This is a genomic window from Streptomyces sp. NPDC037242, assembly GCF_055604165.1.
This window is the reverse complement of the sequence record NZ_JBVJUY010000015.1, coordinates 31,629-48,445: the sequence shown is the minus strand read 5'-3', so window position 1 is coordinate 48,445 and position 16,817 is coordinate 31,629. Positions and strand designations below refer to the sequence as shown.

Genomic DNA, 16,817 nt, shown 5'->3' with positions numbered 1-16,817 from the left:
AGCCTAGAGCGGGGCCTCCCAGACCAGGGTGGTCCCGCCGCCGTTCTCACCGATGCCCGGGCCGTAGGAACTGGAACCGCCCAGTGACTCGGCCCGGCGGCGCAGATTGCGCAGCCCGCTGCGCCGTCCTCCCTCGGCGATGCCGACTCCGTCGTCGGCGACTTCCAACCGCACCCCGGGCCGTCCGTCGGCCAACGTGACGGTGGAGTCGAGGACCACCTCGATCCGGCCCGCTTCCGCGTGCCGGAAGGCGTTCGACAGTGCCTCGCGCAGGGCGGCGATCAGGTTCTTGCCCACCAGTTCGCCGACGACCGCGTCGATCGGGCCGAGGAAGCGGTGTGCGGGCTTGAAGCCCAGCGGTACGGCAGCCATGTTGATCTCCCGCAACACGCGGGTGCGCAGGCCCGAGGGGGCCTCCGCCGGTCCCTGCTGGAGCGCGAAGATCGCGGTGCGGATCTCCTGGATCGTCACGTCCAGCTCGTCCACGGCCTTGCCGACCCCGTCGCGGACCTCCGGGACGATGGACCGGCGCTGGGCTCCCTCCAGCATCATCCCGGTGGCGAACAGCCGCTGGATGACCAGGTCGTGCAGGTCTCGGGCGATCCGGTCGCGGTCCTCGAAGACGGCCAGCCGCTCCCGGTCGCGCTGCGCCTCCGCCATCATCAGCGCGAGCGCCGCCTGGGAGGCGAACTGCGTGGCCAGGGTCCGTTCCGCCTCGGTGAACGGCCTCTTTCCCCGGGCCCGGGGGGTGACCAGCGCGCCGAGCACCCGGCCGCCGCTCTGCAGGGGCAGCATCATGCAGGCCCCGTACTGGCTGGTCAGCCGGCTGATCATGCGCGGATCGCTGGCCGCGTCGTCCACGAAGACCGGCTCGCCCTCCAGCAGCCTGGCCACCACCGGGCTCTCGGCCGGGATCACCAGCCCGAGTGAGGTGGCGGGGTTCTCCGCGGAGACGGCGACGATCTCCATTCCGCCGTCCTCGGCGGGCAGCATCACGATCCCCGCGGCCGAATCGGCCAGGTGGCGGGCCTGTTCGGCGACGACCGCGAGGGCGTCGTCCGCATCGCCGCCCGAGAGCAGGGCGGTGGTGACGGCCACCGAGCCGTCGATCCACCGCTCGCGCTGGGTGGCGGCCTCGTAGAGGCGGGCGTTGCCGATGGCGATACCGGCCTCGGTGGCCAGCACCCGGACCATGTGGACGTCGTAGTCGTTGAACTGGCCGCCGCCGTTCTTCTCGGCGAGGTAGAGGTTGCCGAAGATCTCCCCCTGGACCCGGATCGGAACGCCGAGGAACGTCCGCATGGGCGGGTGGTGCGGGGGGAAGCCGGCCGAGCGCGGATCCTTCGTCAGATCGGCGAGCCGGACCGTGTCGGGGTGCGAGATCAATGCGCCGAGCAGGCCCCGCTTCCCGTCCGGACGGTGTCCGATCCGCCGCGTCGTCTCGGGGCTGACCCCGTAGGTGACGAAGTCCGAGAGCCCGCGGCCCTCGGTGTCCACGACCCCGATGGCCGCGTACTGGGCGTCCGCGAGTTCGGCCGCGGTCTCGCAGATGCGGTCCAGCGTGGAGTGCAGTTCGAGGCCGGTACCGACCGAGCGCATCGCCTCCAGCAGCTGTGGCACCCGGGCAGTGAGCTCGGTGGACAGCCCTTGGAGACTCCTGGTGGCCGCGGACGCGGCCTCCAGCGGGTCCGGCGCATCCGGTCTGCCCGGCGTATCCGGCGCTGCCTCGGGCGATCCCTGCGGGCCCAGCCGTTCCTGCGGTCCCTGCGAATCCTGCGGCTCCTGCACTGACATGCCCTTGAGACTAGTTAGTCCCATTTATTGAGGAAAGTCGGCCAGGGCGCCGTCGGCCTCCCTCTCGCGCTCCAGCAGCCGCCGCAGCGGCCCCTCGACGGCCGCCAGTTCCGCGTACGGGCCGCGCTGCACGACGTGTCCGCCGTCCAGCACGAGCACCTCGTCGACTGCCTCCAGGCCGGCGAGCCGGTGGGTGATCAGCACGGTGGTCCGGCCCTCGGTGGCGGCCAGCAGATCCGCCGTCAGGGCGTCCGCGGTCGCCAGGTCCAGGTGCTCGGCCGGCTCGTCCAGGACGAGTACGGGGAAGTCCGCGAGCAGCGCCCGCGCCAGGGCCAGTCGCTGGCGCTGGCCACCCGAGATCCGCTCGCCGTGCTCGCCGACCAGGGTGTCCAGGCCGTCCGGGAGACCGTCGGCCCAGTCCAGCAGCCGGGCGGCCGCGAGCGCCTCGCGCAGCTGGGCCTCGCTCGCCCCGGTGCGGGCCAGCCGCAGGTTCTCCCGTACCGAGCTGTCGAAGATGTGCGCGTCCTGGGCGCACAGCCCCACGAACCGGCGTACCGCGTCGCCGTCGAGCGTGCGCGCGTCGATTCCACCGAGGGTGTACGAGCCCTCGTGCGGGTCCAGGAACCTCAGCAGGACCTGGGCCAGCGTGGTCTTGCCCGCACCCGAGGGGCCGACGACCGCGATGCGGCGGCCGGCCTCCAGGGTCAGGTCCAGCCCGTGCAGCGCGTCGCGCTCCTGGCCGTGGTGGCGGGTGATGAGCCCGGTCAGCCTCAGCGGGAAGGGCGAAGCCGGCGCCTCGCACACCTGCTCGGGTTCGGCGACCGGCACCGGTGCGTCGATGACCTCGTAGACCCGCTCGGCACTGCGGCGCACCCGCTGGCGGTACTGGACGGCCAGCGGAAGTCCGGTGACCGCCTCGAAGGCGGCGAGCGGGGTCAGTACGGCGACAGCCATGGCCACCCCGGACAGCCGCCCGTCGTGCACCGCGTCGGCGGCGACGGCGGCCGCGGCCACCACGGTGAGCCCGCACACCAGGGCGGTCAGCCCGCTCCCGAGTCCGGTGGCGGCGGCCCCGCGGGCGGCGATCGAGGTCAGCGTACGGTCGCTCTGCCGCGCGGCGTCCTTGCGCCCGCCGAGTGCGCCGGCGACGGTCAGCTCGGCGGTCCCGGTGAGCAGATCGGCCACCCGGGTGGCGAGCTCGCCCCGGGCGGGAGCGAGGCGCCGCTCCGCCCGCCGGGCGCAGGCCCCGCTGACGAGCGGCACCGCGACACCGGCGATGAGCAGTCCCAGGGCGAGCGCGGCCCCGGCCTCGGGGAGCAGCCAGGCGGTGAAGGCGACGGATCCGGTCCCGACGAGCACCGCGGTGCCGACCGGGAGCAGCCAGCGCAGCCAGTAGTCCTGCAGGGCGTCCGCATCGGACACCAGGCGGGCCAGCAGGTCACCGCGCCGCTGCTCGCGCAGCCCGGCGGGGGCGATCCGCTCCAACTGCCGGTACACGGAGACCCTCAGGTCGGCGAGCATGCGCAGTACCGCGTCGTGCGACACGAGCCGTTCCGCGTACCGGAAGACCGCCCGGCCCATACCGAACGCCCGCGTCGCGGTGACGGCCACCATCAGGTAGAGCACCGGCGGCTGCTCCGAGGCCCGCGAGATCAGCCATCCGGAGACGGCCATCAGCCCGACGCTGCACCCCACGGCGAGCGCCCCGAGCAGCAGTCCCAGCCTGAACCGCCCCTGCCAGGCCCTGGCCACGGCCCTGACCCGGCTGAGCGGGTCGGCTCCGCCCGAGTCCTTCCCCGCGGCCCTCTGCGCCTTCTCGGGCGCGGCCCCGAGGATCCACTGCCCGGGATCCCTCACCGGGGTCGTCGCCGATCCGGGGGACCGGGGCGCGCCCGCTACGGGCTGGTGCTGCGGATCCGGTACGGGCGCCTGCCCCGCGGGACCGGCCCCCACCGCGACCACCCGGTCCGCGACGGCCAGCAGCGCGGGCCGGTGCACGACCAGCAGGACGGTCCGCCCGACGGCGAGTCGGCGTACCGCCTCCACCACCGCGGCTTCGGTCTCCCCGTCCAGTGCGGCCGTCGGCTCGTCCAGCAGAAGCACCGGGCGGTCCGCGAGGAAGGCCCGCGCCAGCGCGAGGCGCTGGCGCTGCCCGGCGGACAGGCCGACCCCGCCCTCACCCAGCAGCGTGTCGGCGCCCCGCGGCAGCGCGGCCACGAACTCCCAGGCCCCGGCGTCCCGCAGGGCCGCGGCGACCGCCTCCGTGGACGCGCCCGGCTGCGCCAGCCGTACGTTCTCGGCGATCGTGCCCGCGAACAGGTGCGGCCGCTGCGGGACCCAGGCGATCCGCTCGCGCCACTGCTCCGGGGACAGCTCGGCCAGGTCCACACCGCCGACCCGCACACCGCCCGCGGTCGGCGTGACGAACCCGAGCAGCACCTGGAGCAGCGTGGACTTGCCCGCCCCGCTCGGCCCGGTGAGGGCGACGCACTCGCCCGGTTCGACGACGAGCGAGACCGGACCGGGCGAATCCTCGCCGCGGCCCGGGTAGAGGACGGCGACCCCGTCCAGCTCGATCCGCAGCCCCGCCCCGGTGGCCGGTACGGCGGCCGTGCCCCGCGCCTGGGAGACCGGGGTCTCCAGGACCTCGAAGATCTCCTCGGCGGCGGACAGCCCCTCCGCCGCCGCGTGGTACTGCGCGCCCACCTGCCGCAGCGGCAGGTACGCCTCGGGAGCCAGGATCAGGATGACGAGGCCGGTGTACAGGTCCAGTTCCCCGTGGACGAGCCGCATGCCGATGGTGACGGCCACCAGCGCCACCGACAGGGTGGCCAGCAGTTCCAGGGCGAACGACGACAGGAACGCGATGCGCAGCGTCCGCATCGTCGCCCGCCGGTAGTCGTCGGTGATCTTCCGGATCGACTCCGCCTGCGCCTTGGCGCGCCCGAACACCTTGAGCGTCGGCAGTCCGGCAACCACGTCCAGGAAGTGTCCCGACAGCCGGGACAGCAACCGCCACTGGCGGTCCATCCGGGACTGGGTGGCCATTCCGATCAGCGCCATGAACAGGGGGATCAGCGGCAGCGTGACCACGATGATGGCCGCCGAGACCCAGTCCTCGGTGACGATCCGGGCCAGGACCGCGACCGGTACGACCACCGCGAGCCCCAACTGGGGCAGGTAGCGCGAGAAGTAGTCGTCGAGCGCGTCCACGCCCCGGGTGGCGAGCGCCACCAGGGATCCGGTCCGCCGGCCGCCCAGCCAGCCGGGCCCCAGATCGGCGGCCCGCTCCAGCAGCCGGCCCCGCAGCTCCGACTTGACCGCCGCGCTGGCCCGGTGCGCGGCCAGCTCCGTGAGCCAGGCCACCAGGCCGCGCCCCAGCGCCACCGCCGCGAGCAGCAGCAGCGGTGTCCGCAGCGCCGCCCCGTCCAGGCCCTCCTCGAAGGCGCCCACCACGATCTGGGCGATGAGTACCGCCTGACCGACGACCAGCCCCGCCCCGGCAAGGCCCAGCGCTACCACCGCCCCCAGGAAGAGGCGGGTGGAGCGGGCGTACCGGAGCAGGCGCGGGTCGATCGGTTTCACGTGAAACATCCCCCAAGGCAGGGTCAGGCAGGAGGGGCGGCGGCCGAGCCGTCAGCGGGCGTCAGTGCGTATCGGCGATGTGCTGCGTCCCGATCCGCTTGCGGAACACCCAGTAGGTCCAGCCCTGGTAGAGCAGGACGAGCGGCGTGGCCACTCCCGCGAGCCAGGTCATGATCTTCAGGGTGTACGGGCTGGAAGAGGCATTGGTGACCGTGAGGCTCCAGGCATCATCCAGCGAGGAGAGCATGACGTTCGGGAAGAGCGTCAGGAACAGCATCGCGACGGCAGCCGCGATGGTGATCCCTGACAGTGCGAATGACCAGCCCTCGCGGCCCGCCAGGTTGAAGCCCAGTGCCCCGACGAGCGCCAGCACGGCGACGATCATCGCGATCAGGCTCCCGCCGTCACCGCGCGAAACCTGGGTCCAGATCAGGAACACGAGTGCCAGCACCGCGGTGACCGCACCCAGCCGGGTGGCCAGTTGGCGCGAGCGGTCCCGGATGTCACCGACCGTCTTGAGCGAGGTGAAGACCGCGCCGTGGAAGGTGAACAGGGTGAGGGTGACCAGACCGCCGAGGATCGAGTAGCCGTTGAGCAGGTCGAGGAAGGTGCCGACGTACTCCTTGTGCTCGTCGATCTTCACGCCGCGCACGATGTTGGCGAAGGCCACGCCCCACAGGAACGCGGGGATCAGCGAAGTCCAGAAGATCGCGTGTTCCCAGTTGGTCTGCCACTTGTCCTCGGGCCGCTTGTGGCGGTACTCGAAGGCGACGCCACGGATGATGAGGCAGATCAGGATGATCAGCAGCGGCAGGTAGAACCCTGAGAAGAGGGTGGCGTACCAGTCGGGGAAGGCGGCGAACGTCGCGCCGCCCGCGGTGAGCAGCCAGACCTCGTTGCCGTCCCAGACAGGTCCGATCGTGTTGATCAGGACCCGCTTCTCCTTGCGGTCCCGGGCGAGCAGCTTGGTCAGTACGCCGACTCCGAAGTCGAAGCCTTCCAGGAAGAAGTAGCCGATCCACAGGACGGCGATGAGTACGAACCAGACGTCGTGGAGTTGCATGGTGTGGTCTCCTCAGCCTCAGTACGAGAAGGCCATCGGCCGGTCGGGGTTCTTGTCGTCTCCACCGATCTTGGTGGGCGGGTTGAGGTCGGCCTCGGTGAGCTCGGGCGGGCCGGCCTTGACGTACTTCACGATCAGCCTGACCTCGATGACCGCGAGCACGGCGTAGAGGAGCGTGAAGCCGATCATCGAGGTGAGCACCTCACCCTGGGAGACGCCCGGCGAGACCGCGTCCCTGGTGCGCAGGACTCCGTAGACCACCCAGGGCTGGCGGCCCATCTCGGTGAAGATCCAGCCCCAGGAGTTGGCGATCAGCGGGAAGCCCATGGTCCAGAGCGCGACGACCCAGTACAGGTTGGTGAACCTGGGGTTCAGCGCCTTCTTGAAGAGGACCAGGTGCGGGACCTCGCCCTCCCCGGTGCGCAGCCCCGGCGGCAGCATGAACTTCTTGCGGGTCAGCCACAGCCCCAGCATTCCGATGCCGAGGGAGGCCATGCCGAAGCCGATCATCCAGCGGAAGCCCCAGTAGGCGACGGCGATGTTGGGCCGGTAGTCGCCCGGCCCGAACTTCTCCTGCTCGGCCTTGTTCACGTCGTTGATGCCCGGGACGAACGAGGTGAAGTCGTCGTTGGCCAGGAAGGACAGCAGTCCCGGGACCTCTATCGCGACCTTGTTGTGGCCCTTGTCGACATCGCCGTACGCGAAGATCGAGAAGGGTGCCGGTGCCTGGCCGTCCCAGAGCGCCTCCGCGGCGGCCATCTTCATCGGCTGCTGCTTGAACATGACCTTGCCGAGCAGGTCACCGCTGATGGCGGTGCCGAGGCCGGCGATGATCAGGGTGACCAGGCCGAGCCGCAGCGAGGTACGCATCACGGGGATGTGCTTCTTGCGGGCCAGGTGGTAGGCGGCGATGCCGACCATGAACGCGCCGCCGACCAGGAAGGCCGCCGTCATGGTGTGGAAGAACTGGGTCAGTGCGGTGTTCTGGGTGAGCACCAGCCAGAAGTCGGTGAGCTCGGCCCTGCCACGCTCCTCGTTGATCCGGTAGCCGACCGGGTGCTGCATCCAGGAATTGGCCGCGAGGATGAAGTACGCGGAGAGGATGGTGCCCATCGAGACCATCCAGATGCAGGCCAGGTGGATCTTCTTCGGCAGCTTGTCCCAGCCGAAGATCCACAGCCCGATGAACGTCGACTCGAAGAAGAAGGCGATGAGCGCCTCGAAAGCCAGCGGGGCTCCGAAGATGTCACCGACGAAGCGCGAGTAGTCGGACCAGTTCATGCCGAACTGGAACTCCTGGACGATGCCGGTGACGACGCCCATCGCGATATTGATCAAGAAGAGCTTGCCCCAGAACTTCGTCGCCCTGAGGTACTTCTCCTTCTCGGTGCGCACCCACGCGGTCTGCAGGCCGGCGGTCAGCGCGGCGAGCGAGATCGTCAGAGGGACGAAGAGGAAGTGGTAGACGGTGGTAATGCCGAACTGCCATCGCGCCAATGTCTCTGGCGCCAACGCTACGTCCACGTCGTCGGTCTCCTTCGGTTCGCCGTGGTCACTGCGGCAGTTTGCCTGTTGTGTCCCACTCAATCCTGGAGGAAGCAGGACACGCTTGTGAACGCGTTCACATTCACAAGCATTATGTCGTACCGCTGTCCGCGACTTTCAGGTGGGGGTCCCCCTAGCCAATATCTTCAACAGATTGTTGAATTTGGCGCATGCAGATACGAATCTCCTGGCCCTCGGGCCAGCTCACCGCGACCCTCGACGAGACTCCGACCGCCAAGGCCCTGGCCGACGCGCTTCCGATCTCGGCCTCCGCCAATACCTGGGGCGAGGAGGTCTACTTCGACACGGGCATCTCCGTGGCACTGGAGCCCGGCGCCCGGCAGGTCGTCGATCCGGGCACCGTCGCGTTCTGGACCGAGGGCGACGCACTCGCGCTGCCCTACGGCCCGACGCCCATCTCGCGGGGTGGCGAGAGCCGCCTGGCGAGCCCGTGCAACGTCCTCGGCTCGTTCGACGGCGACCCCCGCCTGCTCGCCACCGTTCGCGACGGCGACCCCGTCCGCGTGGAACTGGCGTAACCGCACCGGTCACGCCACGCCCGTCCACGCCGTCGGCACCCTCGCACCGGAGCGGTGCTACAGCTCCTTGAAGAACGCCCCTGCCGTGTGCAGGAAGATGTCGTTCGCCTCGGCCTCACCGATCGTGACCCGCAGGCCCTCGCCCGCGAAGGGCCGGACCACCACACCGGCCTTCTCGCAGGCCTGAGCGAACTCCGCGGTCCGCTCCCCCAGCCGCATCCACACGAAGTTCGCCTGCGTCTCCGGGACCACGGTCCAGCCCTGGGCCAGCAGCGTCGTGTGCACCCGCTCGCGCTCCCCGACCAGCGCCCCGACCCGGCCCATCAGCTCGTCCTCGGCGCGCAGCGAGGCGACCGCCGCGTCCTGGGCGAGCTGGCTGACGCCGAAGGGCACCGCCGTCTTGCGCAGCGCCGCGGCCACCGGCTCGTGCGCCACCGCGAAGCCGACTCGCAGGCCGGCCAGCCCGTACGCCTTGGAGAACGTACGCAGCACGGCGACGTTCGGGCGGGTGCGGTAAAGCTCGATGCCGTCCGGCACCTCGGTGTCACGGATGAACTCGCGGTACGCCTCGTCCAGCACCACCAGCACGTCCGAGGGCACCCGGTCCAGGAACCGCTCCAGCTCGGCCCGGCGTACGACGGTGCCGGTGGGGTTGTTGGGGTTGCAGACGAAGATCAGCCGCGTCCGGTCCGTGATCGCGTCGGCCATGGCGTCCAGGTCGTGCACGTCCCCGGCGGTCAGCGGGACCTCCACGGGCGTCGCGCCGGAGATCTGCGTGATGATCGGGTAAGCCTCAAAGGACCGCCAGGCGTACATGACCTCGTCGCCCGGGCCCGCCGTCGACTGGATCAACGACTGGGCCACGCCCACCGAGCCGGTGCCGGTGGCGATGTGCTCGACCGGTACTCCGAACCGGTCGGCGAGCTCCGCCACCAGGCCCGAGCACGCCATGTCGGGGTAGCGGTTGAAGTTCCCGGCGGCGGCGACCGCGCTCTCCAGCACCCCCGGGAGCGGCGGGTACGGGTTCTCGTTCGAGGACAGCTTGTACGCGACGGCCCCGCCCGCGGCCGCGGGCTTGCCCGGCTTGTACGTAGGGATGCCGTCCAGTGCGGCGCGCAGCTTCGGGCTCTTCTCGCTCACTACAGGTCCTCCTCGACCATCCCGTACGACGTCGCCGTCGACTCAATACTCCTCACCTTATGAGGATTCCGCCCTCCCGAGAATGGGAGCGCCAGGAATGCGGGGGAGCGCACGCATATATGCGCACGCCGGTGGCCTGCGCCGTGGCGCGCGTCCCTCGTGCAGGTGAGTTGAGACCGGCCCGAGACCGTACCGCTTTGGCATGCCCGGACCCGACGACAAGCCCACTGCTCACCCCCTGCAACTAAAAGCCTTCATTTCCAAGGTCATTGGGGGTGGCGAACCGTGCAGAAACGTGCCTGTCAACGGCTGCATATGCATCCGGACCACGCAGCCCCCCGAGCCCTACTATCGGCTCGCCATGACAGCAGCAGGGAAGCATCAGGTGAGCCGGACCGAGACCACCCGGCGGGCCGCCGGCCGACAGGGCCGGGCCGGCATCAGGGACGTGGCCGCTGCGGCGGGCGTCTCGATCACGACCGTCTCCGACGCGCTCAATGGCAAGGGGCGGCTGCCGGACGCCACCCGCCGCCACGTTCGCGAGGTCGCCGATCGGCTGGGCTACCGCCCTTCCGCCGCAGCCCGCACGCTCCGTACCGGCAAGTCGGGCCTCATCGGCCTGACCGTGACGACGTACGGGGATGAACCTTTCACCTTCACCGAATTCGCCTACTTCGCCGAGATGGCCCGGGCCGCCACCTCCGCCGCGCTCGCCCGCGGCTACGCCCTGGTCATCCTCCCAGCCACCTCCCGACACGACGTCTGGTCCAACGTGGCCCTCGACGGCACCGTCGTCATCGACCCCTCCGACCACGATCCGGTCGTCACCGAACTGGTCCGCCAAGGCCTGCCCGTGGTCTCCGACGGCCGCCCGGCCGGCTCCCTCCCCGTCACCGCCTGGGTCGACAACGACCACGAGGCCGCCGTACTCAACCTGCTCGACCACCTCGCCGCCGCCGGCGCCCGCCGGATCGGGCTGCTGACCGGAACCACCACCGACACCTACACCCGGCTCTCCACCACCGCCTACCTCAGCTGGTGCGAGCGCGTGGGCCAGGACCCCGTCTACGAGTCCTACCCCGCCCACGACCCGTGCGCGGGCGCCGTGGCCGCCGACCGGCTGCTCGCCCGCCCCGACCGCCCCGACGCCGTCTACGGGCTCTTCGACCCCAACGGCACCGACCTGCTCGCCGCCGCCCGGCGCTACGGCCTGCGCGTCCCCGAGGACCTGCTGCTCGTGTGCTGCAGCGAATCCACCGTGTACGCCAACACCGAACCGCCCATCACGACCCTCTCCCTCAAACCGCGCCGCATCGGCACCGCCGTCGTACAACTGCTCATCGACGCCATCGAGGGAGTGGACACCGGACGCCCCGTCGAACAAGTCGTCCCGACCGAACTGATCATCCGTACTTCGTCGCAGCGCAGGCAGCCCCGTACGACCGTCAGCCCACCCCGTTCTCCGGCCAAGGACTGACCGCCAGACCGTCCGGTCGGCTTGGTCGGCGGCCCGGCCATGGATTCAGCAACACCTATATCGGTAGAAACTGGTAGGAACGATCGGCTCCGCACAGGATTCACCACCCCTGGTGCGTCACAGAGCGCGAGCCGCATTCCTATGATGGGCGCACGACATCACGGACCCTCCTCCCTCGAGGTGAGAAGGGTCCGCAGGTGTACGGCAGCGCGACGGTGGTGGAGGGGTCGATGACTCAGGGGGCCGGTCAGGGACCCGCGATGCGGACGGAGACGCTGCGGGACTTCCGGGTTCCGGTCACCGAACCCGCCCCGTACGCCGTAACCGCCGGACTTTCCGGCGAGGCCCCCGTGTACGGCGAGTACCCCGCGTACTACGGCGAGGGCGTGCCGACCGTGCCCGCTCAGTCCGGATACGAGGCCGCGGCCGCGGCTGCGCCCGTACGCGTACCCGTGCTCGCCATGAGCGAGACGCCCGAGGTGAGCGACCCCGAGGGCTACACCCCGACGCACCGCGACCTCCCGGTCATCGGCCGCGGCGGCCCCGGAGACACCGTCCAGGTCCAGTACGTCCCCCAGGAGCGCTCCACCGCGGGCCCCGGCCCGCTCTACGTCGTCGGCGACGTCCACGGCTACCTGGACGAGCTCGTCACCGAACTGCACGCCCAAGGCCTCATCGACACCGAGCAGCGCTGGTCCGCCGGCAACGCCCGTCTCTGGTTCCTCGGCGACTTCACCGACCGGGGCCCCGACGGCATCGGCGTCATCGACCTGGTCATGCGGCTGTCCGCCGAGGCCGCCGCCGCGGGCGGCTACTGCAAGGCCCTCATGGGCAACCACGAACTCCTGCTCATCGGCGCCAAGCGGTTCGGCGACACTCCCGTCAACTCGGGCGCCGGCACCGCCACCTTCCAGGCCGCCTGGCTCCTCAACGGCGGCCAGCGCACCGACATGGAGCGCCTGCAGGACGTCCACCTCCAGTGGATGTCACGGCTGGACGCGGCCGTCCTGGAGGAGGACCACCTGCTCCTCCACTCCGACACCACCGCGTACCTCGACTACGGCGACTCCATCGAGGACGTCAACGACACCATCCACGAGCTCCTCAACCGCAACGACGCCGACATCACCTGGGACCTCTTCCGCAAGTTCACGAAGCGGTTCGCGTTCCGCGACGAGGGAACCGGGCCGCAGGCCGTACGCGAACTGCTCGGCACCTACGGCGGCAGCCGCGTCGTACACGGCCACAGCCCCATCCCGTACCTGCTGGGCGAGGTCGGTACGGAGGACGGCGACGAGTCCCGCGGTCCCGAGGCCGTGGACGGCCCGCACGTGTACGCGGAGGGCCTGGCCATCGCCATGGACGGGGGAGTGACCATGGCCGGCAAACTGCTCGTCGTACAACTCCCGCTGAACGACTGAGGGTTCCCCGAGCGGGGTATTTCCGGAAAGCCCCTGTCAACGTGTGGCGGGTGCGCTCTACCATCGCTCTATCCGTAGCAGGCTCTCCTCCGTTTGTGCCGGTGCCCGGGTCTACGCGGGCAAACCGGCTTGTACGGAGCATCGGGGGATGCACATGACCAGCGCTCCGCACCTGCTGACCGAAGACCGGCCGGAGTTCGATCGGCTCCTCGACGAGGCGCTGCGTACGCCGAGCGAACGGCCCGAGCTCGCCACCCTCGGCGAACGGCTGAACGCCGAACAACTGCGCACCATGGCCATGGACGCCAGCGACCTGCTGGCGGCGGCCGCCGCCGCCGAGTACGACCACTACGTGAAGGTGCGCGGAGAGCGGCGCGACGAGCTCCTGTCCACGCCGACCATGACGGGCCACGAGGACGCCGGTCAGGGCACCGGCGAGGGCGCGGGCATCAGCGCCGTGGTCGCGGTCCTCGCACCCGTCCTGGCGGGCACGGCCATGCTGATCTTCCTGCTGGTCGGCTACATCCTGAAGATGATCGAGCCCGAACCCGCCTTCGCCGACACCATGCTGACGGCTGGTTGGCTCTTCGGCGGGCTCACCGTGGCCGCGCTGCTGTTCGCGGTGATCGGGCTGCTCCTGACGGCCGTCCGCAACAGCTCCACCGAGGTGGTGGCGGAGGAGGCCGAGATGGTGCCCGACGAGGTCTCGCGGGCCCGGGAGGCCTGGCGCAACGCGCTGCTGGAGCGCGGCATCATTCCGTTTCTGCGGGATGCTCTGGCCGATCCGAGCTCGGGGGCCGCGTACCCGATCCCCCGTACGCCGGGGGCCGGGCGCATCCCCAACCTGGGATACACCCGGCCCGACTTCAGCAGTCCCGGGCCCCCGAAGCAGGGGCCCCGTCCCGGTTATTCGTCACCGGACTTCACCAGCCCGGACTTCGGCGGCCCGGAGCACGCCCCGGAGTGAGTGCTGGTCCCTGTCGGCTCAATGCTGGTTGAGCGCCTCGGCGTCGAGCGTGTGGCGGAACTTCCCGCGGAGGGTGGCCGTGCTGACCGGGTTGACCTGGGACCACGTCTTGGTACAGGTGAGGATCGGGTTACCCGCGACCACGCTCGGGTTGCAGGTGGTCTCGTACACCAGGTTGGTGGGGGTCAGGACCTCGATCGAGATCAGGTTGGCCTGTGCACCGATAGAAATGGCGCAGGCGGTGGTCGGGTAGGTGCCCGACGGCGTACCGCCGTTGGTCAGGTCGTACCAGGTGAATGCCGTGATGGTGGGCACGTTGCTGCGGACACCGACGTAGGCCTTGCCGCCGGTGAGCACGGCGTTGTACTGCGTGGCTCCGCTCGGGTTGTACGCGTCGATGTCACTGCACGGGCCGGCAGCGCCGGCCGAGCCCGTCGGACCCGTCGGGCCCGTCAGACCGTCAATACCAGCGGCACCGGTCGGGCCCGTCGGACCCGTCAGACCATCGACGCCCGCGCTGCCGGTCGGACCGGTCGGTCCGGTCGAACCTCTCGGGCCGGTCGGGCCCGTGTGCCCCTTCGGACCCCGGGGGCCCGTCGGGCCCACGCACTTGCCGCTGCTCGGCGAGCTCCCGCCCTTGGCCTTCTTGTCCGGGTCGTCGTGCTTCGACCGGCAACGGTCCCCAGCATCGGGAGCCGCCACCGTCTCCGCCGACCGCGGAGTCGCGACGGCGGGCGCCGCAATGCTCGCCAGCACCAGCGCCACCGAGGCGAAAGTACCTCCGGCCACCCAGCGGGCCCGTCGGGGCAACGGACCCAGCAGTCGGGACCTGTCTTCAGAACTCATTTACCGCTCCTCGCACACACCGGGATCGAATGGTTCTCCGTAGCCCGGACAGGAAGCCGGACTCCGCGGACATCCTGAAGAACTCTCGGACGATAAGCGGACCGCCTCGCCCATAGGTCAGCAGAACGGCGGAGTCCACACCGCCACATGGCTGCTCCCCCCGGGGCACCCGGGTCCAGGCACCGGCGTGCCGCATCCGCCCCGTACCGGCCCCTGCCTAGGGTCAGCGGCCGTGAAGCCGACCATTTGCCTGTGCATGATCGCGAAGAACGAGTCCGCCGTCATCGAGCGGTGCCTCAACTCCGTACGGGACCTCATCGACACCTGGGTCATCTCCGACACGGGTTCCACCGACGGCACCCAAGAGCTGATCCGGAGCGCCCTGCGCGGGATCCCCGGGGAGCTGCACGAGGAGCCCTGGACCAACTTCGGGTACAACCGCAGCCTCAACATCAGCCACGCCCGGGGCAAGGCCGACTACCTGCTGCTCCTCGACGCCGACCTCGTCCTGCGCAGCGCCGGCCCGCTGCCCCCGCTCACCGCCGACTCGTACATGCTGCGCCACGAGGGCCCGACCGAGTACCGGATCAAACGGCTGGTGCGCGGTGACCGGCCCTGGCGGTATGAGGGCGTCACCCACGAATACCTCACCTGCGACCGCCAGGACGAGAACGACCAGCGCCCGGGAGTCCAGGAGAATCTCGATGCGCTCGTCATCGAGGACTACGCCGACGGCGGCTCCCGGCACGACAAGTTCGAACGCGACGCCCGCCTGCTCAGCGCCGAGTTCCAGCGCGACCCCTCGAACGCGCGGACCGTCTTCTATCTCGCGCAGACCCTGCGGGACATGGGCGACACCGAGGGTGCCATCCGGCTGTACGAACACCGCGCGACGATGGGCGGCTGGAGCGAGGAGGTCTACTACGCCCTCCTCCAAGCCGGCGTCCTGAACGGCGAGTCGGGGGACTTCCCGGCTGCCATGGACGCCCTCACGCGCGCCTGGGAGTTCCGGCCCAGCCGCCTGGAGGCCTGTTACGAACTGGCCTCCAGGCTGAGGGTGTTGGGGCGCCACCACACCGCCCATGCGATCACCCGGTCCGTCCTGGGGCGTCCGGCACCGGAGGACCTGCTCTTCGTCCAGCCCTGGGTGTACGAGTGGGGGCTGCTCTTCGAGCACTCCATCACCGCGTACTGGGTGGGCGACATGGCCACCTCGCTACGGGCCTGCGACCAGTTGCTGAACCTGCCCGAGCTGCCCGAGTCCTATCGCCGCCAGACCGAGACCAACCGGGGCTTCGCCCTTGCCCACAGCAGCCCGGCGGGCTCTGTTTCACGTGAAACATCCGTCCCTGTTTCACGTGAAACATCGGAAAGCTCGCCCTCGCCGGTCTAACCGGCAGCGCGGTCACCCAGCGCCCGCCTCCTCAGTGCGGCATCCGTCAGAGCCTGCGGGCGCCAGACCCCGTCCGGGCGGTAGAGATTCCGGCCCGGCTCCACGATCTCGTCGATCCGGTCGAGCACATCGTCGTCCAGCACCAGGTCGGCGCCCTTGATCAGCCCCTCCAACTGCTCCATGGTCCGCAGCCCGATGATCACCGAGGTGACGGCGGGATGCGCCACGGGGAAGGCCACGGCCAGCTCCGGGAGCGTGCGGCCGATGGAGTCGGCGAGCTCGACGAGCTGCTCCACGGCCTCCAGCTTCGCGACATTGCCCGCAATCGCCGGGTCGAAGCGGGCCGGCGTCAGCGCCGCCCGCCCCGAGGAGAGGTCCACGGGTCCGCCGAGCCGGTACTTTCCGCTCAGGAATCCGGACGCGAGCGGGCTCCAGGTCATGACGCCCATCCCGTAACGCCGGGCCACGGGCAGCACATCGGCCTCGATCCCCCGGGCCAGGATCGAATACGGCGGCTGCTCGGTCCTGAACCGGGGCAGCGCCCGTCGTTCGGAAACGTGGTGTGCCTCGACCAGTTCCTCGGCCGGGAAGGTCGAGCATCCGAAGGCCCGTATCTTGCCGGCCGATACGAGATCGCCGAGAACGGACAGGGTCTCCTCGACATCGGTCGTGTGGTCGGGGCGGTGCACCTGGTAGAGGTCGATCCAGTCGGTGTCGAGCCGCCTCAGGCTGTCGTCCACGGCACGCACGATCCAGCGCCTGGAGTTGCCGCTCCGGTTGCGCCCTTCGCCCATCTGGAAGTGCACCTTGGTCGCCAGCACGACATCGTCGCGCCGCCCCTTGAGGGCCTTCCCGGTGATCGTCTCGGATTCGCCGCCGGAGTACATGTCGGCGGTGTCCACGAAGTTGATCCCGTGATCGAGTGCGGCGTGGATGATCCGCACGCACTCCTCGTGGTCCGGGTTCCCCACGGCTCCGAACATCATCGTGCCGAGGCAGTGCGCACTGACCTCGATGCCGGTCCCGCCCAGATTTCGGTATCGCATG

Annotated in this window: 12 protein-coding genes; 5 read left to right on the top strand and 7 right to left on the bottom strand. The window is 70.3% G+C overall.

The window, feature by feature from the left end:
* Positions 1-3: 3 nt before the first annotated feature.
* The 4 genes from ACZ7GJ_RS19355 to ACZ7GJ_RS19340 form a co-directional block, all read right to left on the bottom strand.
* Positions 4-1,794, bottom strand: a complete 1,791-nt coding sequence (locus ACZ7GJ_RS19355) for a sensor histidine kinase (protein WP_470753175.1) — start codon at positions 1,792-1,794, stop codon at positions 4-6.
* A gap of 24 nt (positions 1,795-1,818) precedes the next feature.
* A complete protein-coding gene (gene cydD, locus ACZ7GJ_RS19350; RefSeq protein WP_470753174.1) occupies positions 1,819-5,379 on the bottom strand; it encodes a thiol reductant ABC exporter subunit CydD in 3,561 nt (1,186 codons plus the stop codon).
* Between the two features lie 61 nt (positions 5,380-5,440).
* The gene (gene cydB, locus ACZ7GJ_RS19345; RefSeq protein WP_470753173.1) at positions 5,441-6,442 is read right to left on the bottom strand and encodes a cytochrome d ubiquinol oxidase subunit II; all 1,002 of its coding nucleotides are present in this window, start codon (positions 6,440-6,442) and stop codon (positions 5,441-5,443) included.
* A gap of 18 nt (positions 6,443-6,460) precedes the next feature.
* Positions 6,461-7,966 (bottom strand): cytochrome ubiquinol oxidase subunit I, encoded by a 1,506-nt coding sequence (locus ACZ7GJ_RS19340; RefSeq protein WP_470753172.1) that lies wholly within the window; start codon positions 7,964-7,966, stop codon positions 6,461-6,463.
* Between the two features lie 191 nt (positions 7,967-8,157).
* On the opposite strand from ACZ7GJ_RS19340, the gene ACZ7GJ_RS19335 reads away from it, so the two are divergent.
* Positions 8,158-8,526 carry a cyclophilin-like fold protein gene (locus tag ACZ7GJ_RS19335; RefSeq protein ID WP_470753171.1) on the top strand — a complete coding sequence of 123 codons (369 nt, stop codon included), beginning with the start codon at positions 8,158-8,160 and terminating at the stop codon, positions 8,524-8,526.
* A gap of 57 nt (positions 8,527-8,583) precedes the next feature.
* Here the strand turns inward: ACZ7GJ_RS19335 and hisC are convergent, their stop codons facing one another.
* Complete coding sequence (gene hisC / locus ACZ7GJ_RS19330; protein ID WP_470753169.1) at positions 8,584-9,666, bottom strand: histidinol-phosphate transaminase; 1,083 nt, start codon at positions 9,664-9,666, stop codon at positions 8,584-8,586.
* Positions 9,667-10,027: 361 nt separating this feature from the next.
* Here hisC and ACZ7GJ_RS19325 point away from each other — a divergent pair, with 361 nt between their 5' ends.
* The 3 genes from ACZ7GJ_RS19325 (at position 10,028) to ACZ7GJ_RS19315 (ending at position 13,531) form a co-directional block, all read left to right on the top strand.
* Positions 10,028-11,143 (top strand): LacI family DNA-binding transcriptional regulator, encoded by a 1,116-nt coding sequence (locus ACZ7GJ_RS19325; protein WP_266627634.1) that lies wholly within the window; start codon positions 10,028-10,030, stop codon positions 11,141-11,143.
* A gap of 215 nt (positions 11,144-11,358) precedes the next feature.
* Positions 11,359-12,564 carry a metallophosphoesterase gene (locus ACZ7GJ_RS19320; protein WP_470753359.1) on the top strand — a complete coding sequence of 402 codons (1,206 nt, stop codon included), beginning with the start codon at positions 11,359-11,361 and terminating at the stop codon, positions 12,562-12,564.
* A gap of 148 nt (positions 12,565-12,712) precedes the next feature.
* Complete coding sequence (locus ACZ7GJ_RS19315; RefSeq protein ID WP_470753167.1) at positions 12,713-13,531, top strand: hypothetical protein; 819 nt, start codon at positions 12,713-12,715, stop codon at positions 13,529-13,531.
* An 18-nt stretch (positions 13,532-13,549) separates the two neighbouring features.
* Here the strand turns inward: ACZ7GJ_RS19315 and ACZ7GJ_RS19310 are convergent, their stop codons facing one another.
* Entirely contained in the window at positions 13,550-14,377 is an 828-nt protein-coding gene (locus ACZ7GJ_RS19310; RefSeq protein ID WP_470753164.1) for a hypothetical protein, read from the bottom strand.
* A 232-nt stretch (positions 14,378-14,609) separates the two neighbouring features.
* On the opposite strand from ACZ7GJ_RS19310, the gene ACZ7GJ_RS19305 reads away from it, so the two are divergent.
* Positions 14,610-15,770: a tetratricopeptide repeat protein gene (locus ACZ7GJ_RS19305; RefSeq protein ID WP_470753163.1), complete on the top strand. Its 1,161-nt coding sequence runs from the start codon at positions 14,610-14,612 to the stop codon at positions 15,768-15,770.
* Here the strand turns inward: ACZ7GJ_RS19305 and ACZ7GJ_RS19300 are convergent.
* On the bottom strand, positions 15,767-16,816 hold the full coding sequence (locus ACZ7GJ_RS19300) for an aldo/keto reductase (protein ID WP_470753358.1): 1,050 nt from the start codon (positions 16,814-16,816) through the stop codon (positions 15,767-15,769). The genes ACZ7GJ_RS19305 and ACZ7GJ_RS19300 overlap by 4 nt on opposite strands.
* Between the last annotated feature and the right edge of the window lies 1 nt (position 16,817).

Coding starts and splice junctions, on each gene's coding strand:
- ACZ7GJ_RS19355 (WP_470753175.1), bottom strand. CDS start 1,794: ATGTCAGTGCAGGAGCCGCAGGATTCGCAGGGACCGCAGGAACGGCTG.
- cydB (WP_470753173.1), bottom strand. CDS start 6,442: ATGCAACTCCACGACGTCTGGTTCGTACTCATCGCCGTCCTGTGGATC.
- ACZ7GJ_RS19335 (WP_470753171.1), top strand. CDS start 8,158: ATGCAGATACGAATCTCCTGGCCCTCGGGCCAGCTCACCGCGACCCTC.
- ACZ7GJ_RS19325 (WP_266627634.1), top strand. CDS start 10,028: ATGACAGCAGCAGGGAAGCATCAGGTGAGCCGGACCGAGACCACCCGG.
- ACZ7GJ_RS19315 (WP_470753167.1), top strand. CDS start 12,713: ATGCACATGACCAGCGCTCCGCACCTGCTGACCGAAGACCGGCCGGAG.
- ACZ7GJ_RS19310 (WP_470753164.1), bottom strand. CDS start 14,377: ATGAGTTCTGAAGACAGGTCCCGACTGCTGGGTCCGTTGCCCCGACGG.
- ACZ7GJ_RS19300 (WP_470753358.1), bottom strand. CDS start 16,816: ATGCGATACCGAAATCTGGGCGGGACCGGCATCGAGGTCAGTGCGCAC.